The sequence below is a fragment of the Paenibacillus sp. FW104-T2 genome (genome assembly GCF_058789975.1).
In genome coordinates this window covers 1-20,276 of the sequence record NZ_JBYTCE010000030.1, presented here as the reverse complement: position 1 = coordinate 20,276, position 20,276 = coordinate 1, and the positions used below count along the sequence as shown (strand labels likewise).

The window sequence follows — 20,276 nt, the reverse complement described above, 5'->3', positions numbered from 1 at the left end:
AGAAATCCGGGGATAACAGCGATTGGAAGATGGTGCTGCACTCGAAGTGAACTAGTGTAAGTTACATTATTTATATAGCTCTTAATTTAAGGGGGAGTTTGGATGTCGTTTTCGATGGAAATACCCAGCCAGAAGGAGATTCAGAAGGTTATCGAGGAAGAGGTGAAGCCCGTTCCGGCCGAGGTGGCGGAGCTGCAGCAGGTGGCGAACGCCAACGTGGAGATGATCATGTCACTGGATCTGGAATCCCTGGATAAACGCAAGGAGATTTTACAGTCCATTGAAGGCTTTGGCATGAACACCATGAGATCCTCTTCGGAGAAAAACGCGCTGCTTCAAGTCTCTGTTGGACATCTGTCCAAGACGGGAGACGAGGGCGGTCAGGTCGCCAAAGGCTTGACCGAGCTGCACATGCAGCTCAAGGATCTCGACCCCAGCGTGGTCGATTTCGCCAAGACCGGATTCCTCGGCAAATTGTTCAATCCGCTGCGGGCTTATTTTCTCAAATACCAGAAGGCCGATGCAGTCATCGCGGATATCGTGACCTCCCTGGACAAAGGCAGGGCAACATTGCGTAACGATAATACAACACTGGAGATCGAGCAGCATACACTGAGGGAATTGACCAAACGATTGCAAAAGGAAATCCAGCTCGGCGTGCTCATGGATGAGTCAATCGACGGACAGATTGAAGCCGCGAAGGTTCGGAATGAGGACCCGGAGAAAGTCCGGTTTATCACCGAAGAAGTGCTGTTCCCGCTGCGTCAGCGGGTCATGGATCTGCAGCAAATGCTGGTTGTGAACCAGCAGGGCATCATGGCGATTGAGGTGGTGATCCGCAACAACAAGGAATTGATCCGCGGAGTCGACCGGGCCAAGAATGTGACGATCTCGGCACTGAAAATTGCCGTTACCGTTGCCAGTGCGCTGTACAATCAGAAGATTGTTTTGCAGAAGATCGAGCTGCTGAATCAGACGACCAATGACCTGATCGCAGGCACGTCCAAGATGCTGAAGGACCAGGGTATCGCCATTCAGAAGCAGGCGTATGATGCCAGCATTTCCGTCGATACGATGAAGCAGGCCTTCACGGATGTCCTGTCTGCACTGGATTCCATCAGTGTATATAAGCAGGAGGCACTACCGCGGATGCGGGAGACGATCAACCAGTTCCGTGAACTCGCGGATACCGGAGAGCAGCAGATTCAGCGCTTGGAGAAAGGGCAGAAGCTGGGGTTGTGATCAAGAGTGGAACGGGGATTGCATCACATTTTCCTATACATTCTGTAATTCAAAAGCGACCATTTCCCAATTAAATTGGAGAAAGGTCGCTTTTTGAATTTTAATAAGATGCGGCATTATCGATGAGCTCGACAATAACAGCATTAATGACTCCCTGATGATATTCCGTATAACATTTAAATATCATATCCCATTTTTCTTGCATAGGCGTACAGTTGTAGTTGGGTATAATCAAGTAGTTCGTCTCCAGTGGTTACTTTAGCATTGCCTTGTTTAAGTAGGGTATAATTCACTTTGGTCTTGGATACCGCTTTCTTGTACAGCAAGTATCCTTCAAGTTGATTGTAGCTCCCCTTAACATATGTGGCATGGATTTTCTTCAGTTCCGGATTGCTAGGCTTGATTTGTTTTAACTTGGATACATATTTTGTATAGTTGGGGATAACTGTATTCGTAAGTTTTAGATACATGGATTTGCGATTACTTGAGTTAACACTGGAGCCGATGCTTTCCAAAGCGGCAAAAGCTTTTTCCTCATAGGATTCAAGAGCAAAAACCTGATCAAGGTAATTTTCAAATTCCAGTTGCTCTGCCGTTAGCTCTGGTTCTTCCTCGGCGAAATCCTCGTACCAGTTGTCATCTGTAATCGTATCCTCTTCGTAGATATCATACTCATCTGAATATGTAGGGTTTACATCATCTGCTGCAGCTGCATATGACCCCATAGGCATAAGTACTCCACCGAGTAGAGAAAGACTTACAATTGATGATAATAACCATGTTTTCTTCAAGCGAAATGTCCCCTGTCTGTGTATGTAATATTATTCCAGATGATAATCTAACATAGATTCAGCAAAAGTTACAGGAATGTATTTACATCATTTTGGTTGTGAAGCTTTCTCGAAATTCTTCTCGATCCCCATACTATAGGGAAATATAGCGATATCAATTTTCAGTCTTTCAACACGACATTGTCAGGCCGGTAATGAATGATCTTGAATAACTCCTCGGCCATGTAAGCGGGGGTGTGCTTGAAATCCTGTCTGATCCACTCCAGGATCATGCCGAATATCGCATGAGACTGATAGCTTGCCAGCAGTTCAGGGTTGATGTGCTGCGGGAAAATTTGATTCAGATCCTGTAAGGAGAGATCCCGAAGAACATCACAGATCATGCGCTGAAAGTTGGAAGAAGCCTCGGATTTCACAACCAGCGTGTAGAATTGTGCGTGCTGATGCACATGCTCAAATATGGTGATTGCCGAAGAGGGCATCAGACCAACCTCGAACTTTTCCATACCTTGATAGGGTTTGCGAAAAGAAGTGACTAGATCCTGTATCACATCATCAATAATCTCATCAAACAGGTCTTCCTTGTATTGATAATGTCGGTAGAAGGTGCCTCTGTTCAGATCCGCAAGCTGGACAATATCCGTGATGGAAATTTCTTTAAAGGGATATTTTTGCATCAAATGGATGAGTGCATCCTTCAGTGCAGCTTTTGATTTCTTGATTCTTCTATCCATTGAATTGGAATTATCAGACATGTGGAATCCTCCTGAGAAAGGCCTATTTAGAATAAAAGTACATTTATGCCCAATAGTGTTGATTAACGTACAATCGGGAAAGCTTTTACTGATTGAACCAGAATGCTATGACTTATTATACTAAGGATAGGAGCTAATGAACATTTGTTTGTTAACTTATTGTAAACGAATACACAAAGGAGGATACATGAGATGAAACTTCAAGATAAAGTAGCAGTAGTTACAGGCGCAGGTTCAGGCATGGGGAAAGCAATCGCAACGCTCTATGCACAAGAGGGGGCCAAAGTGGTTGTATCCGATATCAACGAGGAGTCCGCACAGACGGTCGTCAATGAGATCAAAGCCCAAGGTGGTGAAGCCATCGTGGTTTTGGCCAATGTGGCCAAAGAAGAGGATGTGCAAAACCTTATCGATACGACAGTTAGCACGTACGGAACAGTGGACATTCTGGTGAACAATGCAGGGATTATGGATGGCATGGAGCCGGCAGCTGAAGTAACGGATGAGAAGTGGGAGCGACTCTTTGCAGTGAATACGACGAGCGTAATGCGTACAACGCGCAAAGTGCTGCCGATCTTCCAGGAAAAGCAAAACGGCGTCATCGTGAACGTTGCTTCGGCAGGCGGATTGCATGGTGGACGTGCTGGAGCGGCATACACGGCTTCGAAGCATGCTGTAGTCGGATTCACTAAAAACACAGGGTTTATGTATGCAGAGCAAGGTATCCGCTGCAACGCCATCGCTCCGGGTGGGGTAGCAACGAATATCGGTTCCTCCATGGCAGGGATCAGCCAATTCGGTGCGTCGAGACAACAACTGGGCATGGCGATCAACCCACGCATAGGAACAAGTGAAGAGATTGCCAAGGTAGCGCTGTTCCTCGGCTCGGACGAGTCCAGCTTCGTGAACGGAACTGTGATTGAAGCGGACTCAGGCTGGAATTCCTATTAATCCGTTCATAGTATAAATTGTATAATGATATGTAAACGAGAAGCCGCATGCTGCGGCTTCTTTTTTTGCTGCCATCCATCGCTACTAACTATAGGCAATTCAAGTAATAGGACAAACGTTTGCATTGCTCTAACGAAGCTCGAAAATCGTTCAAATGGAGGCCGGTTTAGACTTCGAAAAGAGAGAAGATTCACGCACAATTAAACGATGCGGAATAATGACCGGATTCTGAGGCAGCGTTTCCCTGTTCAGAATTTTCAACAACACTTGAACGGCAGTATAACCAAGTTGGTAGGTTCCAATATCGATGGAGCTTAAAGGCGGAGAAGCCAGTTCTGATAAGGCAATGTTGTTAAAGCTGACTACACTGATATCTTCAGGTACACGGTAACCAAGTTCGGCAAGAGCTCTAAGTACGCCAAAAGCAACATTGTCATCAATCACGACGATGGCGGTAGGTCTGTCCGGCAGGGCCATGAACAATGACATGGCTCGGAATCCACTCTCTTGTAGGAATTCACCTTCCACAATCCAGTCGTTATTGGTATGAAGTCCCGCTTCGGCAAGTGCCTTTTGGTATCCTTGCATGCGGTCATGCGATAACGTAATGTCCGGCGGGCCGCTGACGAATCCAATCCGTGTATGCCCTTGAGCGATTAAATGCTGGGTCGCATCATAAGCGGTCTGTACGTTGTCGTTATCAACCATGGGCGCGTCCGGGTGAGCTTCGCTGCGTCCGATTAGTACGAAAGGAAACTTTTCCTCCTCCAAAAAGGAGATGATTGGGTCGTCCCGTTTGGAGCCTAACAGCAGAATGCCATCCACTCTCCGTCCATGAACCAGGCGGGAAATCGCATGCAATTCATTGTCTGATGACGTTTCGGTGGTCAGCAGCAGTTCATAATTCATGCGGGTGGCATGCGTAATAATTCCTCGCAGCAGTTCTCCGAAAAAGTAGTTCTGAAACAATTCTTCTGCAGGACGCGGAAGCATGATGCCAAGGGTTTGGGTCGTCTTGGATACAAGGCTTTTGGCCATGATATTGGGATGGTAATTCAGTTCTTTCATAATTTGCTTCACTTTGAGAGACGTCTCGGTGCTGATTCTGGGATGGTTGGAAATCACCCGTGAAACTGTAGAAGGGGAGACACCCGCCATTTTGGCAATATCTTTGATCGTAATCATGTGAAAAATCCCTTCTGATCCATCATTTCAACATTCTCCTATGGTAATGCAACAGATTCGATAAATCAATTGCAAACTGCAGCTTGCAGGATACAGGGGAAGTAAAAATAAGGAAGAAGAAGACAGATCAAGCAAACAGGAAATTACTGGCGTTAAAACAAGAAATATGGATAAAATTGAACGAATATGGCTTGTGCAAACGTTTGTGCAAAGAAAGCCTGATATTGTATGATTTGATTGTTGTTGTAGCGCTTACATAAGTGGATTTAGCCTGCATCTTAGAATATTTCTCCCTGAATACATACTTAGAAGTATCCTTGTCTTCCATTTGAGCAAACGTTTGTGCAAAAGCGAACATGGATTGCAAAACCTGCATCAATCGTACCAATCAAGGGTGGAGAGCGCGAGACTGGTTGAACCAAACAGAGGGAAGGGGACATTTACATGAGAAAATGGCAAGGGGCAACATTGTCCGTCATCATGGCCTTTACATTGGCCGCATGCTCGGCTGGTGGTGGAACGAACTCTCCGGCAGCGGGGGGAACCGGAGATACGGAGGAAGTTGTAGAGCTGACAGCCGAAAATCTTCAGCCGGAAGAAGGCGCAACATTGGTCATCTGGGAAGATAAGAACCAACAGAGTTTTGTAGAGGAAAGAGCCAGGCTGTTTGAGGAAAAGTATGGTGTAACCGTGAAGATGGAGGAGCTGCCTCCTACCGATCAGGTAACCAAGCTGACAACGGACGGTCCCGCAGGCCTCGCAGCAGATGTCGTCGTATTCCCGCATGACAAGATTGGAAGCGCTTCAGAGGCAGGTCTTATTTTGCCCAATGATATATTCGAGGCAGAGACGGTAGCGAACACCAGCGAAAATGCGCTGAAGGCCGTCACGTTTAAGGACATCTTATACGGATATCCGTACAGTGTGGAAACGTACGCTCTCTTCTATAACAAGACACTTTATCCGGAAGCGCCGAAGAATTTTGAGGAGATTGTCAGCTTCGCCAAAACCTTTAATGATGTGAAATCCAACCAATATGCCCTCATGTGGGAATTGCAGCAGTTCTATTACAATTATGCGTTCCTGGCTTCCCAAGGCGGCTATATTTTCGGGGATAACGGAATGAACAGCGAAGATCTTGGCCTGAATAACGAAGGAGCCCAGAAGGGTGGGGAGTTCCTGAAGACACTGAAGTCGGAAGTGCTGCCGCTCAAGATGGGTGACGTGAACTATGATATCAAAAAAGGATTGTTCTCCAGTGGGAAGCTGGCTATGGACATTAACGGTCCTTGGACGATTGCCGACTATCGCAATGCAGGTATTGATTTCGGTGTTGCGCCGCTCCCAGCGATCGATGGCAAGCCGATGACTTCGTTCTCCGGCGTAAAAGCCTATTACGTGAATGCGTTTACCCAGTATCCGAACGCAGCCAAACTTTTCGCGGCCTTCCTCTCCAACGAAGAGGCACAGATGACCAATTTTGAAATGAATGGTACGCTTCCGGCCAACTCCAACGTGGCAGCTGATCCGAAGGTGCAGGAGGATCCGATCAACAAGGCGTTCCTCGAACAATTCAACAATTCGACGCCGATGCCTTCGCTTCCAGCAATGGATAGCGTCTGGGGTCCGATCACTTCAGCCATGACCGATATCTGGGATGGCGGCAAGGATGTGAAGGCGTCGCTGGATAACGCCGTGAAGCAGATCCAAGAGAGTCTGGCAACGGTTCAATAATCGGACGGAGCACCTGGTAAGGAGAAGGTGGAGAGGAGAGAGCGAATGAAACAGCAGCATGTCCCGGTGTCTGCTCCGCAAAGCAGGGAAAAGCAGCACCGGATGACAGCGGCCATATTATCCATCATACTGCAGGGTCTAGGACAGCTGTACAACCGGCAATGGATCAAGGGAATTTTCTTACTGTTACTGGAGGGGGCAGGTCTTGCTTACCTGCTTCCCCGCTTGTCGCAGGCCGTATGGGGAATATGGACACTGGGGGAAAATACGCAGCGTTTTGTCAAAGTGAATGGGTCTACGGTGCTTCAGCGGGGCGACCATTCAATCTTTTTACTGTTAGAGGGAATTATTGTGCTGCTCGTGTTTTTTGTGTTTATCATTGTCTACATCCTGAACATCCGTGATGCGTACCTTACGGGACTTGCGAGGGAGGAAGGAAAGAAAACACTGGGAGCGGCAGCTTCACTCCGTAACATGATGGACAAAAATTTTCCGTATCTGTTTTTGTCCATTCCGGCTCTGGGGGTGCTGTTCTTCACGATCATGCCGATCCTGTTTACGATCACCCTCGCGTTTACCAACTACTCGGCACCGGATCATATTCCGCCTGCCAAGCTCGTGGATTGGGTAGGGTTCAAGACATTTAGTGACCTGATTCAGCTCAAATCATGGAGTCACACCTTTTATGGCGTATTAACATGGACGGTGATATGGGCGATACTCGCAACCGTGACCACTTATTTTGGCGGGGTACTTGTAGCGCTGCTGATTGAGCAGCGAGGCATCCGGTTCAAAAAGCTGTGGCGGACGATCTTCATTCTCCCTTATGCCATACCACAGATCATTTCCTTGCTGCTCATGCGGAACCTGTTCAATGGTCAATTCGGTCCAATTAATACGTATATGAGAGCTTTTGGTCTGGAGGGACTGCCCTGGCTGACCGATCCGTTCTGGGCCAAGGTCACGGTCATTGTAGTTAACATGTGGATCGGTATTCCGGTCAGCATGGTGCTGATCCTTGGCGTTCTGACGGCGATTCCACGTGATCTGTATGAGGCCGCCGAAGTGGATGGAGCATCCGCATTCCAGAAATTCCGGATCATCACCATGCCATTCATCCTTTTTGCAACAACTCCGGTGCTTATCATGCAATTTGCTGGAAACTTCAACAATTTCAATGTCATATTCCTGCTGACCAACGGTAATCCGTTACGAGGCGACTACCAGTATGCGGGAGCAACAGACCTGCTCGTGACCTGGCTCTACAAGCTTACGCTGGACAACAACAAATACAACATGGCTTCAGCGGTGGGCATCATCATCTTCATTATTATCGCGTCGTTTTCCATCTGGAATTTCCGTCGCTCCAAATCGTTCAAGGAGGAGGACATGATTCAATGAAGAAACGCAATAATCCGCTGCGGCTAACGCTTAGTTATGTGCTGCTGATCATCATTGCCGTGGTCTCCGTCTATCCGGTGTTGTGGATCTTTCTCTCTTCCCTGCGACCTGGTGCGGCACTGTTCAGTGAGCGCTTGTGGCCTGAAGCCTTTACCTTGTCCCACTATGGCGAATTGTTCAACAATCCATCCTTCATGTATGGCAGGTGGTATCTGAACACGCTGAAAATTGCCTTTTTCACCATGATCTTCTCCACACTGATGGTAACACTTGGGATGTATGCCCTATCCCGTTTCCGGTTTCGCGGGCGGCAGACGATTCTTTCCACCATGCTGATTCTCGGCATGTTCCCGAGCTTTATGAGCATGATCGCGATCTATATCATTTTGCTGCAGATCAAGCTGCTCGATACGCATGCCGCGTTGATCCTGGTGTATTCTTCCGGAGCAGTACTCGGCGGATTTATCGTCAAAGGATTCTTCGATACGATTCCACGCAGTCTGGATGAGGCAGCACGCATTGATGGTGCGAGTCACCTGAGGGTGTTCACCAGCATCATCCTGCCATTATCCAAACCGATGCTGACCTATGTGGCGCTAACCAGCTTCACTGGTGCATGGATGGACTTCATCTTCGCCCGGCTTGTTCTGCGGACAAAGGAAAACTGGACGCTTGCAGTAGGCATGTGGGATCTGGTCAATCGGTACCAGGACAGTAATTTCACTATGTTTGCTGCAGGGGCTGTGCTGATCGCGATACCGATTACGCTGTTGTTCGTGTTCCTTCAGCGCTTCCTGGTCCAGGGGCTCACAACAGGTGCTTCCAAAGGATAATGCCGTGCCATTAACAGCATAGATGGCCGCCTCGACGCGGCCGCACATTCAGGCACTTCCGCCATGTCATGTCTTTTTTTCGACGGACATGACAACGGAAGTGCCTGATTTTGCATAGGGCTCCATCTTAATTAGGGGAGGAAAGGGATGTATGGGAATAATACCGTCCACTGAGCCCGAGGCGATTGGACATGAAGATGGACAAGCCGTGCTGCGCGAAAACAGCATTCCACCAAAGCTCTGGCAGCATGTCACTTTCCGCAGGATTTTATACGGCTATGGGATCTCCGTGTTCGGAGACTGCTTTAACGGTATTGCCATCAGTCTATGGGTGCTCCAGACGACTGGAAGTGCCAAGAGCATGGCTGCCGTTCAAATCTGCAACATGGCGGTCAGTTTTTTATTTGGATCAATCGCAGGTACCGTTGCTGATCGGTTGGATCGCCGGAAGCTGATGCTGACCTCAGATGTATTTCGGGGCGTGATGGCCATATTCATCGCAGTGAGTTTGTTTGGGCTGCATGTACCATTTCCTGTGCTGCTGCTGATGCTCTCACTTTCCATGTTCTCCAGCCTGTTTCAGGCGCCTGCATTCCACGCGTCTGTGGCAAGCATGGTGGGCAGGGAGCAAATTCAGCAAGCTACGGGGACCATTCATCTGGTGGATAACCTGGCCCGAATCAGCGGACTCGCGGCAGCCGGAGTCGCCGTTGCCGCCTTTGGCGGGTTTGTCGCCATATTGATTACAGGAGCCACTTTTCTTCTATCGGCGGTATGTGTACTGATGGCTGGTCGTTTCCCGGAGGTAAAGCGGTCGGGCGATAAGCAGGCCACTTTCGTTCAGGAATGGCGGGGGTCATTCTCCTATATCTATCGCAGTCCTCTAATTCGGTCGATTGTATTGCTTAATCCACTGCTGATTTTATTTTTCATGTCGGCTATGATGCTAGTTCAGGTGATGGCAGTCAAGGTATGGGAAGCAGACCCCGTGCAGTTTGGATTGATTGAAACGTGTATTCCACTCGGTTATATGATTGGTTCGGGAGTGTTGATTGCTTCGGGGAAACGAATGAAGCGAAGAGGACGATGGGTATTCATCGGACTGCTGGTACTGGGGCCGGTCTATATTCTCCTGTCACAAGTAACTTCTCCCATACTGGCACTTCCGCTCATCGTGGGCGGTGGAGCAATGTTTGCCTGCTGCACAATGCTCACCCAGATCATGCTAAGAACAGCGGTACCCGATGAGCTGCAGGGGAGAATCTACGGTGTTGTCGGTACAATTACAAGCACGGCACCTATCCTGGGATTGACAGCTGTCTCCGTGATGGCTGATCAGTGGGGGGCAGCGGCTGTGCTGGAGGGACTCGGCATGCTGCTGCTCGCAACCGGAATCCTTGCCGCGACCACATTGAAGTCCATTCGAATTTACCGATAAACCAGAAACAGATCAAACGTCAAAACCCGGAGCGTACGCTGTATAAGCGCTGCTCCGGGCTTCATTAATGGATTATGGCTAGTTATTGCCAGTTTACCGTTACTGTGGCAGTACCACTCGTCGGTGTTGTAAAGGTGTGATTGGATCCACCCTCCCACGTAATGGTAGCGCCGTTTTTCTTGAAGAACTTGAATTCCAGCTGTTTCCCGGCCGGAACACTTACGTCGTAATACCAAGTCGGGTAGGCGTGGATGACCTGATTGAAAGCCGGTCCAATGGAAGCAGCACCTGTGGTCCAGTTACCCAGTTCGGACACGTTACCTGTCAGGTAGATGTTTTCACCCAGCGCAGTTGTGGCATTGTTGATGACGAACCGCACCGATACCTGATCGCCGCTAAGGATGGTGAAATCGTTATAGGCGTTGCTGTTCACACCATTGGCAGCTACTTTCACTGCATAGTCACCGCCTGCTACTGGTGGAATGGTGACTTTGATCTGAGTGTCTTCCCATGAGTTAATGGCTGAGCCCGTAACGGCTGTTGTACCGAAGTAGACGGTACCTTTGGTGGAACCGAACCCGCGTCCGTCGATGGTAACGACGTTACCTGGTTTACCCATGACAGGGCCAACGTGACCGATGGTTGGCGTTGTTTCACTTGCCGTATACTGCCACACAGCGGTAGCTCCTGCTGCGAGCGTGAAGGAAGAAATATTGCCTCCACTGGACGTGATGTTGTTTCCGTTCAGCACGCCGCCGAGCACATCGGTATAGGTTCCTGATGGAAGCGACGTATTCAGGTTAGTGATACTGGTTGGCGTCGTGAGATTGCGGTTAACGGCAACGACGGCAACGCTTTTGCCAAACTTGCGCTCATAGATATATACATCATTGTTGATCCAGCGCTGCTGTGTGGAACCGTAGGCAATCGCCGGGTTGGATTTGCGCAGAGGTGCCAGCTTGCTGATCACGTTGAACGCTGTGGTCGATTTGGAGAAGGAAGGCATTTTGCCCCGGTTATCCGGGTCGCCGTTCCCGGTCAGATACTGCTCGGTACCATAGTAGATGGCAGGTACGCCGCGTGAGGTCAGCGTGAAGGCCAGCGCCTGTTCCAGACGGCGGTTGTTCACCGCACTCGTTTTGAAACGGTCCATATCATGGTTGTCAATGAAAGTGACTTGGTCATTCACCTGATTGTAATCTGCTGCCGTAGCCGTAAGCATGGAATCCAGCGCGTACATGTTGGATGTGTTATCCCGGAACACGTTGCGCACAGCCGAATTGAAACGGAAATCAAGCAAACTCATACCAGATTCATTAGCAAAATCTGTGTTATCCGCATCGGGTGCAGCAGATCCCAGGAACCATTCGCCGAAAGTAAATACCGGCTTGTGTGCATAGATAGATGACATCCAGTTCTTCTGCCAGCCCTGAGGCATGTGCTTGACCGCATCGACACGGATGCCGTCCACACCCATATCCAGCCACAGCTTGATGGCGTCTTTGAAATATGTATCGATCGTGCTGTTATTGTGATTCAGATCGGCCAGATCGTAGAGGTTTTTGTAAATGCCATTCTCAAGAGTGGAGAAATCGGAGCCGCCATTGTGGTGGAAATATCCGTTCGTATCATTGGTGTACCCGCCAACCAGGCTGCCGTTATCGTACAGTTTGCCGTTCTCGGCGAAGGAGGTATCGGTTTCCATGGCAGGGGACGTATGGTTTGGCGCGAAATCAATAATGATTTTGATGCCTTTAGCATGGGCGGTGGTTACCAGATTCTGAAAATCGGTCATGGTTCCGAAATATGGATTGGTCTTCTTGAAATCCCGTGCCCAATAGCCGTGATAGGCCGTATTGGTTACACCGCTGTAGTTGATGGTAGCGAAAATATTTTCGACAGGCTGGGAGATCCAGAGGGCTGTGACACCCAGGTCACTGAAATAGTTGTCATTGATTTTGTTAATCAGCCCCTGCCAGTCACCGCCGCAGTACAGCTTCAGGTTGCTGCATGTGCCATCAAAGGCAGCTCCGGTAGGGTTGTTCGATGGGTTACCATCCAAAAACCGGTCCGTAAAAACTTGATAGATGACATCGGTACTGAAATTCTGCTTGTTGGTGACAGCCGTATCCGCATCGGCATAAATCGCGGAAGCAGGCAGGAAAGGCAATGCACTGCCGGCAAGCAGGCTGAACGTTAGTGTGGTACTGAGGAGAACGCGTTTGGCCATTTGAAACATGGTAATCCACCCTTCATGAATGTAGTAGTTTTCAACAAAAACAACTAACCTGGCTCTTGGATAATAGCGCTTACAATTGTACGAGGAGACATTCTTGTGGCTTAAAGACTTCCCTCCTTCGACACGCCAACAACCCCGGTATCTCCTGGGGAGTTACCGGGGTTGTCCTAAACCGCTTGGGTTTAAAAGCATGGCCCTCGAGTTATGATCACATCGTTATCGTAAGAAAAAATTACAGTTATGTCAATAACTTTTTTAGAAGCATTTTTTTTCTATTTTCATATTTACAAATGGCGATCCGGGACTTAAACTATTCGCAGATCCACCAATATGAGGGCCATGTATTTTAGGACATTGATGTGTCTTGAAACAACCCCGTCTCTACTGAGGCGGGGTTGTTTGTGCATGCAGCATGGCGGGGATGGAGTAAGGGAAGTGCAATAACCTGATTTATGAATCAAATCAGGGGAATCCGGAGAAGAGAGGCGGTTGATGATCATTTGAATACACAATCGGTCATTGAATGTCTGGAAGGTATTCGTGCGTCACAGCTGGGCAATGTCCGCAATATTTATGTTTACCTCCCGCCAGGTTATCATGAGCAGACGGATCGCCATTATCCTGTTCTGTATGTTCATGCTGGTCAGCGGGCTTTTGGTCCATCTGGACCCGGTAATGAAACGTGGCATATGGATCGAGCGGTGGACGAGCTAATTACCGCCGGGCGGATCGAGCCACTGATTATGGTTGGCATTGCACATGTTCGCCCGGTTACGCACAACGAGTTCTATCACTTCATTGCACCCGAGAGGGAAGCGATTAGCGTGGGTTGTTCAGGGGGTGCATACGAGCATTTCATCATTCATGAATTGAAGCCCCTGATCGACCATCGATACCGTACGCTTCCAGACAAGTCCAATACAGGGCTGCTTGGCTCATCAGCAGCGGCACTATGTACACTTCATATGGGCATGCGGAATCCAGAGGTTTTCGGAAAACTGGTCATGATGTCGCCATTTTTGGTAGATGTGCAGCTGGATGAAATGTCGGACAGCGGTCTGTTGGAAGAAGCCATGTATCGCTTGCCGGATAAGGTGCCAGACGTGCAAATGTGGATGGACATTGGGGATGCAGAAGGACTCTTCCTGCCCTCCCAGGTAAGAAAGGTTGCTCATGAATTACTTGAGAGAGGGATCGGAACTCGGGATCGCATGGCTTTTCTGGAGCAACCGGAGGCCTGTCATCAGGAATCCGATTGGGGCGCACGAGTCGACCTTCCTTTACTGTACATGTTCGGCGAAGTAGGCCAACCTGTGGCATTGGAAATGCAAGGCAGAGAGATCATTGGTTTATCCGGTGGAATGAACATGTGCATTAATGCACGGCTTCACTATGATAGCGGCTGGGTGCAGAGCCTGCTCGAAGGGAGCTATACAACAAGTCATCCGGATGTGCTTCAAGTACGTCCGAATGGTGAATTGGTGGCTGTCGGCCCAGGCAGTGCGCTCATCACCCTGACCGTAGGAGAGTTATCAACGACTCGTCAGTATACCGTTATTCCTGAACTCTCTGCTCTCGTTGAGGTATGTATCTGTGCCGAAGTGGAAAATGAAGAGGAACCAGCTGAATCCATATATGGAGGGATGGGCATGAAGCTGGTTCGTACGGGAACGGGGCGTTATGAAGGCTGTTACCCTGTTCCGCGCGACAGCGGTTTTTCCTTCCGGTTCACACGCGGTTTCCGGCGTTTTGAGACGGACAAAAGTGGTATGCCAGTAGCCAATCGGGTCATTCGGGCAACAGATAACATGTCAGTACATTACCACATCCAGTCTTGGGGCAGTTCGACTGTCAAAGCGGGAACAGGAGGTCAATGATCATGATGATCCAATCGTTCGCTCCAGTAATGGACATCCCGTATTACTATCCCTGCAACTTTCCTCTGATTCATGAGGTGCTTCTGCGGCAAGGGTCGATCAGCAGCCTGGCTCTGCTCGCCGCAAGCCGATTGTACTGCCTTCCTTCGTGCGCGGATAACGGACTGGTGAAGCCTTATTTTCACAAGCTGGACTATGAGGAACCGATCTGGGAGATGTACGGCCAACGGGAGCTGGGCAGCTTCGAGGAGGGGAAGGTGCATATGCGGCAGCATATAGGCGAAGGGGGACTCTTTCTCGCTACGGGAACCAGTTATCATCTGCCTTATTGCGAAGATTATCAGAACCCCGAGTACATCCGCAAACATGTCAAACCAGGCTCTCGTCTGCACCTGGTAGATCACTGGATTGCAGTGTATGGCATCGAGGATGAGCATTTTCACGTCTATGATCCGGTTCCCTCGAAATATATGGGAAAGGTCTCCCAAGAAGCCTTTCATGAATTCTGGAAAGGAAACCAAAGCATACCCGAGCTAGCTCCTGCCAAGCGTAAGGAGAAGCTGCGTACCTATGGCACCATGGACGTCCGTGCAACCGGAAAGCTTGATTCCTCCGGTTATCGTGACATGCTGACCAAGGCGCTTGCAACACAGATTAACGAATTTATGACGGGCAGGACCGTTACCCAAGGGGAACGCAGCTATCATTTTGGACAGGGAGTATCCCTTCATTTGATGAAGGCACTGCAGGAGGGGGAGGAAGGGAATTCAGGGAATCCAGGGAATCAACCGAATGACACACTGGTATCGAATCTGCTGTTTGATATGCGCTGGAGCCGTTATTTTCTCCGTGATCTGCTTCAAGAAGCCGCGCTATGGCTTGGTTCTCCACTGGATCAGTATTCCGTAGCGTTTGAGGCAATCATTGAACGTTGGGAGAAAGCAAACCAATTGCTTCAGGTCGGTCGGATCAAGCAGCGGGCGGATTGGCGGGTACAGCTAACAAGGGTAATTCATCAGTTGATAGCCGATGAATGGCGCTGGTACGAAGCTCTCCGAAGTGCTGTCCCGCAGGAGGCGTGCTTCAATCGGCAGATGGTTCCGCGAACCGAAAATGGCTACAGGGATGCCCTGCTCCGCATTGTGCTGGATAGCTGCCGGGAACTGAATACGTACCATAATACGACCATATCCCTCGACAAGGGTGGGAACGCACCGCTATATGGCCGCGATGGACAACTGGATTCACTGGAGCTGGTGTCCTTGCTTGCTGTCGTCGAACAGGGGCTTGAAGACGAATGGGGAACGGGAGCAGGAGCCGCACTTTCCGAGATGGCCGCAGCCTCGTTGCCGGAGAGTCCGTATCAAACGGTTGATTCGCTGGTGAGTTATCTGGAATGGCAATGGCTGCCTGATCAGGAGGAGGATGCGGGATGAGCGTTCAATTCCTGCTGGAGCGATTCGTAGAACAGGGGGAGCGTCCGGCATTCATCTGGGAAGATCGGGAGTATAGCTACGCATGGCTGCTTGATCAGATCGTGATGATGGGGGAAAGGATTGAGGCAGAAGGACTGCGTGGACAGCTCGTGACGCTGGAGGAGGACTACTCTCCCTATGCGGCCGCAGCGTTCATCGCGCTTCTTGGTAAGGGGTGCATTGTGCTGCCCATGGACCTCCATCTGGTTGAAGCCAAACGGCAGGAATATATTCAGCTGGCACAAGTGAAGTGGCGTCTTGGCATTGAAAATGGCAGGTTATCAATCCGGCATAAGTCTAATGCCAGTTCGCTTCCTGCTTTACTGGCTGCGCTTGAGCAGGAAGGTGTGGGTGGACTCGTGCTCTTCTCATCCGGATCGACAGGTGTGAGCAAGGCCACGGTTCATCGTGCAGATCGGCTCTTACAGCGTTTCCGTCGGCAGGTGCGGCCATTGCGAACGATTCCGTTCATGATGTTTGACCATATCGGCGGGGTAAATACAATGCTGCAATCGCTGTCCAGTGGAGGCTGCCTGTGCATTATTGCGGATCGTTCCCCCGAGGAAGTATGCCGGACGATTGAGAAGCATCGAGTTCAGGCTCTCCCGGTTTCTCCAACATTCATGAATCTGCTGCTGCTCGGCCGAAATGATGAGGCATACGATCTATCGAGTCTTGAAGTTGTCTCCTACGGGTCAGAGGTCATGCCCGAAACGGTACTGGCCGCCTGGAATCGACGGTTCCCTGGGATACGAACGATACAGGCTTATGGTATGTCTGAACTCGGCATTCTGCCGACACGTTCCAAGGAGCCAGGATCGCTGCTGTTTGCCATTCATGATGATCACGTCAAGTTCAGGGTAGTTGAAGGAGAACTTCAGATCCGGACAGAAACAGCCATGATCGGTTATCTGAACGCCCCGTCGCCATTTACCGACGACGGATGGCTGCGCACAGGGGATGAAGCGGTACTGGAACAGGGGTATATCCGTATCCTCGGCCGCCGCTCCGAGATCATTAATGTAGGCGGGCGTAAGGTGTATCCGGCCGAAGTGGAGAGCATTCTGGAACAGATGGACTGCATCCAGGCAGCCGTGATTACAGGAGAACCGAGCAGCATCACAGGGCAGAAGGTGAAGGCCACCGTTAAGCTCGCGTCAGACTGCACGCTTGCCGAGCTGCGACGATTGATCTGGTCGTACTGCCAGGACAAGCTGCCTCCGTACAAGATTCCACAGAAAATTGTCATTACGGAAGAGGGGCTTGTGAGCTCGAGAATGAAGAAAGTCAGAACACCTTCAGCAGCTGCTTCACCCATGGACGAAGTTGCGGTAGCGAGGGAAGAGACTTCAGCAGAACTGGACCTGGAATAGTCTTAAGCTTATATCATAAGAAGAGGGATGTTTGATATTTTATTAGGGTATTGGAACGCTTAATGGGACGCTTAAGAGAGAAGGGCTGGACGTTATTCAACGTTCAGCCCTTTTTATGCCCGGAAGGAGAAGGGGATTAATGAATTTCAATGAATTTTAATGAATTGATATATTGCGATAATGGCATGTCTTTTTGTTCGCTCGTTTATCAAGAAATAAGGTGCAGGGACGGTGAAATGTCTGAGTCTTAGACTGCTGCCATAGGAATGGTCAGGTGATCAGGCTTCTGCAGGTTGTTTCACTTCGAGCTGCAGCAGGGAGAATCCGTAAGCTTCCAGTTTCAGAGACAATTTGTTTTGTTTCGCTTCTATAGAAGTGGTCGTAAACAGGTCTCGCCAGACGCTTCGATCCGTCAGCGGCAGGTCTACACTGCAAGCTTCGTCACCAGCGTTCAGAACGATGAGGAAACGTTCCCCTGTGGCTGAATCCACTCGTTCCATCGCAATAACCGGATCTCCAGCTTCGGCATGGAGAATCTTCAACTCGGTGCTGCGCAGTGCAGGGTGCGCTTTGCGCAGGGCAATCGTCTGCTTAAAGAAGTCGAGAAGCTCAAGATTCTGCTTGGTTTCATCCCACTCCATACATTTGCGGCAGCCGGGATCATATCCGCCATCCAGACCCACTTCGTCTCCGTAATAGATGCAGGGTACCCCTGGGTACGTGAGAAGCATTGTAACGGCAAGCTTCATCTTGCGGATATCCCCGTCGCACAGGGTAAGCAGTCTGGGTGTATCATGGCTGCCCAGCAGATTGAAGGCAACTTCGGTCACAGGCTGGGAGTAGGCTGCGAGCAGCTTGCCGATCTCATTCGCGAAGCCGAGTCCATCCAGCTTGCCGTGAACTGCATAGTCCAGCACCGAGTTGGTGAATGGGTAGTTCATCACCGCATCGAACTGATCTCCCTGCAGCCACATCAGTGAATCATGCCAGATCTCGCCGAGCAGATAGGCGTCAGGCTTGATGTCTTTTACTGTTTGACGGAATTCACGCCAGAACTGATGATCCACCTCGTTGGCAACGTCCAGTCTCCATCCATCGATGTCCATTTCCTCAATCCAGTACCGCGCGACCTCCAGCAGATAGGCTTTAACCTCGGGATGCTCCGTATTCAGCTTGGGCATAAGCGGTTCGAAGGCAAAGGTATCGTAGGTCGGTATGCCATCTTCAATGCGTGGCGGCCAATCTCTGATGTAGAACCAGTCCGCATAGGGGGAAGCTGCCCCGTTCGCCAATACATCAGCAAAAGGCGGGAACTCTCGGCCCGAATGGTTGAAGACCGCATCAAGCACAACTCGAATGCCGCGCTGATGACAGGCATCCACCAGCTCTTTCAGCTGTTCATTGGTCCCGAAATGAGGGTCCACCTTCATATAGTCGGCCGTATTGTACTTGTGATTGGTTGTAGCCTCGAACAGCGGGCAGAAGTAGATTGCATTCACGCCAAGCTGACTCAGATGATCCAGATGATCAAGCACACCCTGCAGATCACCCCCGAAGAAATTCACCGGTGTAGGCTCCCCACCCCAAGGCTCGGCGTTCTTCGGACTAATGGATGGATCACCATTCGCATAGCGTTCAGGGAAAATCTGATAAAATACAGCGTCCTTGACCCAGGCAGGCGGTTCAAAAATGTCGACCGGATTCATAAATGGAAAATCGAAAAATTCCAGCGGATGTTCCGGCAGAGCTTCCTCGAATCCACGTTCGGTCATCCAGACATTTTTCTCCCCCTCGACCAGCTGGAAGCCATAACGCAGTCTCCGGTAGGGAGGCTGGGTTTCGACTTCCCAATAATCGAACAGCTCATCCCGGGCGAAGATTCGCATCGGTGTGTGGGTGATGGTCTGCTCCCAGGCATATTTATCCCCGGTAATGGCAATGACGGCATCCAGATCCCCGCGTTTGGAACGCAGCCGCAGGTGCATGGTGGACCGGTCGTAGGCATAGGACCAGTTTAATTTGGGACGATGGTAAATGGCTTCAAGAATCATGTTGAATCACTCCTTATACGATGAAATTCAGATGATATTTGGCCATGAAAACGCAAAAAAGGCACAACCTCCATTGTTCACGAGGTTGTACCTTTCGGCAGCATAGCCTTTTGATTATACGGCTATTATACGAATTATCCTGGCAAAAGAAAACACTTTTTTTTCCTGAAATCTCATTTTATTTAAATGGGAAGGCAGGTGAATGGGCATGCCTCTGCTCGGGCTGTTCGTCTAAAGTTTGCTTCATTAAAAATCGTAGCCCAGTTCTTGGGCGTAGGCTTGGATTTCTTTTTTGTATTGCTCCAGAATTTTAATGCCTGTGTCAATTTTGGCATTGCCTTGTTTCAGAAGGGCGCTGTTTACTTTGGTTTTGGATACGGATTTCTTGAACAGCAGATAGCCTTCAAGCTGTGCATAGCTTCCTTTGATCAGTTTGTTATGGATTTTTTGCAGCTCCGCGTTCTCTGGTTTGATCTGCTTCAGCATGGACACATACTTGGTGTAATTGGGAACCGCCGTATTGTTCAATTTCAGGAAGATGGATTTGCGGTTGGCGGATGTAACATACGTGCTGCCAATGGAATCCAGGGCTTTCTTTTCATAAACCGTTGTCCGATCAAGTGCATCCAGGTAGTTCAGGAAATCTTCCTCTTCAGCGCTAGGAATCGGCTCTTGTTCCGACGTGTCCACTTCCGTATAGTTCTCTTCCGAATATGTAGTGGTGGTGTCTTCCGCTGCAGCCGCATAGGAACCAGCAGGAGCGAATACCCCGCCCAGCAATACAAAACTCATAATAATGGATAATACCCAAGACCTCTTTTTCACGTTACATGTCCCCTATCTATAGATGTGATTTTATTCCAAGGGATAATCTAACATAGGATTACAAGAAATTACAGGAATAGTTTTACAAATATTCGGAGAACTCTGT

General features: G+C 49.5%; 15 protein-coding genes. 9 read left to right on the top strand and 6 right to left on the bottom strand.

Features of this window, described 5'->3' with window-relative positions; all coding sequences use genetic code 11:
* Nucleotides 1-102 precede the first annotated feature (102 nt).
* Nucleotides 103-1,242 (top strand): toxic anion resistance protein, encoded by a 1,140-nt coding sequence (locus AC3WQ3_RS26270; RefSeq protein WP_095288665.1) that lies wholly within the window; start codon nucleotides 103-105, stop codon nucleotides 1,240-1,242.
* Between the two features lie 176 nt (nucleotides 1,243-1,418).
* Here the strand turns inward: AC3WQ3_RS26270 and AC3WQ3_RS26265 are convergent, their stop codons facing one another.
* Nucleotides 1,419-2,033, bottom strand: a complete 615-nt coding sequence (locus AC3WQ3_RS26265) for a hypothetical protein (RefSeq protein ID WP_337034260.1) — start codon at nucleotides 2,031-2,033, stop codon at nucleotides 1,419-1,421.
* A gap of 161 nt (nucleotides 2,034-2,194) precedes the next feature.
* The gene (locus tag AC3WQ3_RS26260; RefSeq protein ID WP_492474134.1) at nucleotides 2,195-2,788 is read right to left on the bottom strand and encodes a TetR/AcrR family transcriptional regulator; all 594 of its coding nucleotides are present in this window, start codon (nucleotides 2,786-2,788) and stop codon (nucleotides 2,195-2,197) included.
* Between the two features lie 192 nt (nucleotides 2,789-2,980).
* Here AC3WQ3_RS26260 and AC3WQ3_RS26255 point away from each other — a divergent pair, with 192 nt between their 5' ends.
* Complete coding sequence (locus AC3WQ3_RS26255) at nucleotides 2,981-3,739, top strand: SDR family oxidoreductase (RefSeq protein WP_492474133.1); 759 nt, start codon at nucleotides 2,981-2,983, stop codon at nucleotides 3,737-3,739.
* Nucleotides 3,740-3,889: 150 nt separating this feature from the next.
* Here the strand turns inward: AC3WQ3_RS26255 and AC3WQ3_RS26250 are convergent, their stop codons facing one another.
* A complete protein-coding gene (locus tag AC3WQ3_RS26250) occupies nucleotides 3,890-4,924 on the bottom strand; it encodes a LacI family DNA-binding transcriptional regulator (protein ID WP_095361074.1) in 1,035 nt (344 codons plus the stop codon).
* A 444-nt stretch (nucleotides 4,925-5,368) separates the two neighbouring features.
* Here AC3WQ3_RS26250 and AC3WQ3_RS26245 point away from each other — a divergent pair, with 444 nt between their 5' ends.
* From AC3WQ3_RS26245 to AC3WQ3_RS26230, 4 genes are all read left to right on the top strand, one after another.
* Nucleotides 5,369-6,658 carry a sugar ABC transporter substrate-binding protein gene (locus AC3WQ3_RS26245; protein WP_492474132.1) on the top strand — a complete coding sequence of 430 codons (1,290 nt, stop codon included), beginning with the start codon at nucleotides 5,369-5,371 and terminating at the stop codon, nucleotides 6,656-6,658.
* 45 nt (nucleotides 6,659-6,703) lie between these two features.
* Nucleotides 6,704-8,059 (top strand): carbohydrate ABC transporter permease, encoded by a 1,356-nt coding sequence (locus tag AC3WQ3_RS26240; protein WP_336781354.1) that lies wholly within the window; start codon nucleotides 6,704-6,706, stop codon nucleotides 8,057-8,059.
* Nucleotides 8,056-8,892 (top strand): sugar ABC transporter permease, encoded by an 837-nt coding sequence (locus AC3WQ3_RS26235; RefSeq protein WP_127538467.1) that lies wholly within the window; start codon nucleotides 8,056-8,058, stop codon nucleotides 8,890-8,892. Before AC3WQ3_RS26240 ends, AC3WQ3_RS26235 begins: the two co-directional genes overlap by 4 nt.
* Nucleotides 8,893-9,043: 151 nt before the next feature.
* Complete coding sequence (locus tag AC3WQ3_RS26230; RefSeq protein ID WP_492474131.1) at nucleotides 9,044-10,330, top strand: MFS transporter; 1,287 nt, start codon at nucleotides 9,044-9,046, stop codon at nucleotides 10,328-10,330.
* A gap of 82 nt (nucleotides 10,331-10,412) precedes the next feature.
* Here the strand turns inward: AC3WQ3_RS26230 and AC3WQ3_RS26225 are convergent, their stop codons facing one another.
* Nucleotides 10,413-12,569 carry an alpha-amylase family glycosyl hydrolase gene (locus tag AC3WQ3_RS26225; protein ID WP_492474130.1) on the bottom strand — a complete coding sequence of 719 codons (2,157 nt, stop codon included), beginning with the start codon at nucleotides 12,567-12,569 and terminating at the stop codon, nucleotides 10,413-10,415.
* A 452-nt stretch (nucleotides 12,570-13,021) separates the two neighbouring features.
* On the opposite strand from AC3WQ3_RS26225, the gene AC3WQ3_RS26220 reads away from it, so the two are divergent.
* From AC3WQ3_RS26220 to AC3WQ3_RS26210, 3 genes are read left to right on the top strand one after another with little or no spacing between them, the layout of a single operon-like run.
* Nucleotides 13,022-14,446 (top strand): alpha/beta hydrolase, encoded by a 1,425-nt coding sequence (locus AC3WQ3_RS26220; protein ID WP_492474129.1) that lies wholly within the window; start codon nucleotides 13,022-13,024, stop codon nucleotides 14,444-14,446.
* Nucleotides 14,447-14,448: 2 nt separating this feature from the next.
* Nucleotides 14,449-15,882 (top strand): cysteine peptidase family C39 domain-containing protein, encoded by a 1,434-nt coding sequence (locus AC3WQ3_RS26215; RefSeq protein ID WP_492474128.1) that lies wholly within the window; start codon nucleotides 14,449-14,451, stop codon nucleotides 15,880-15,882.
* Nucleotides 15,879-17,294 carry a class I adenylate-forming enzyme family protein gene (locus AC3WQ3_RS26210; RefSeq protein ID WP_492474127.1) on the top strand — a complete coding sequence of 472 codons (1,416 nt, stop codon included), beginning with the start codon at nucleotides 15,879-15,881 and terminating at the stop codon, nucleotides 17,292-17,294. Before AC3WQ3_RS26215 ends, AC3WQ3_RS26210 begins: the two co-directional genes overlap by 4 nt.
* Nucleotides 17,295-17,572: 278 nt before the next feature.
* Here the strand turns inward: AC3WQ3_RS26210 and AC3WQ3_RS26205 are convergent, their stop codons facing one another.
* Both AC3WQ3_RS26205 and AC3WQ3_RS26200 read right to left on the bottom strand, forming a co-directional pair.
* Nucleotides 17,573-19,345 (bottom strand): alpha-glycosidase, encoded by a 1,773-nt coding sequence (locus tag AC3WQ3_RS26205; RefSeq protein ID WP_492474126.1) that lies wholly within the window; start codon nucleotides 19,343-19,345, stop codon nucleotides 17,573-17,575.
* A 246-nt stretch (nucleotides 19,346-19,591) separates the two neighbouring features.
* Entirely contained in the window at nucleotides 19,592-20,170 is a 579-nt protein-coding gene (locus AC3WQ3_RS26200) for a hypothetical protein (RefSeq protein WP_127538473.1), read from the bottom strand.
* Nucleotides 20,171-20,276: the final 106 nt, after the last annotated feature.

What these genes read in the sequence shown, in the direction of transcription:
- AC3WQ3_RS26270 (WP_095288665.1), top strand. Translation starts at nt 103, where the DNA reads ATGTCGTTTTCGATGGAAATACCCAGCCAGAAGGAGATTCAGAAGGTT.
- AC3WQ3_RS26235 (WP_127538467.1), top strand. Translation starts at nt 8,056, where the DNA reads ATGAAGAAACGCAATAATCCGCTGCGGCTAACGCTTAGTTATGTGCTG.
- AC3WQ3_RS26210 (WP_492474127.1), top strand. Translation starts at nt 15,879, where the DNA reads ATGAGCGTTCAATTCCTGCTGGAGCGATTCGTAGAACAGGGGGAGCGT.
- AC3WQ3_RS26245 (WP_492474132.1), top strand. Translation starts at nt 5,369, where the DNA reads ATGAGAAAATGGCAAGGGGCAACATTGTCCGTCATCATGGCCTTTACA.
- AC3WQ3_RS26230 (WP_492474131.1), top strand. Translation starts at nt 9,044, where the DNA reads ATGGGAATAATACCGTCCACTGAGCCCGAGGCGATTGGACATGAAGAT.
- AC3WQ3_RS26215 (WP_492474128.1), top strand. Translation starts at nt 14,449, where the DNA reads ATGATGATCCAATCGTTCGCTCCAGTAATGGACATCCCGTATTACTAT.
- AC3WQ3_RS26220 (WP_492474129.1), top strand. Translation starts at nt 13,022, where the DNA reads ATGAATCAAATCAGGGGAATCCGGAGAAGAGAGGCGGTTGATGATCAT.
- AC3WQ3_RS26225 (WP_492474130.1), bottom strand. Translation starts at nt 12,569, where the DNA reads ATGTTTCAAATGGCCAAACGCGTTCTCCTCAGTACCACACTAACGTTC.
- AC3WQ3_RS26240 (WP_336781354.1), top strand. Translation starts at nt 6,704, where the DNA reads ATGAAACAGCAGCATGTCCCGGTGTCTGCTCCGCAAAGCAGGGAAAAG.
- AC3WQ3_RS26250 (WP_095361074.1), bottom strand. Translation starts at nt 4,924, where the DNA reads ATGATTACGATCAAAGATATTGCCAAAATGGCGGGTGTCTCCCCTTCT.
- AC3WQ3_RS26205 (WP_492474126.1), bottom strand. Translation starts at nt 19,345, where the DNA reads ATGATTCTTGAAGCCATTTACCATCGTCCCAAATTAAACTGGTCCTAT.
- AC3WQ3_RS26255 (WP_492474133.1), top strand. Translation starts at nt 2,981, where the DNA reads ATGAAACTTCAAGATAAAGTAGCAGTAGTTACAGGCGCAGGTTCAGGC.
- AC3WQ3_RS26260 (WP_492474134.1), bottom strand. Translation starts at nt 2,788, where the DNA reads ATGTCTGATAATTCCAATTCAATGGATAGAAGAATCAAGAAATCAAAA.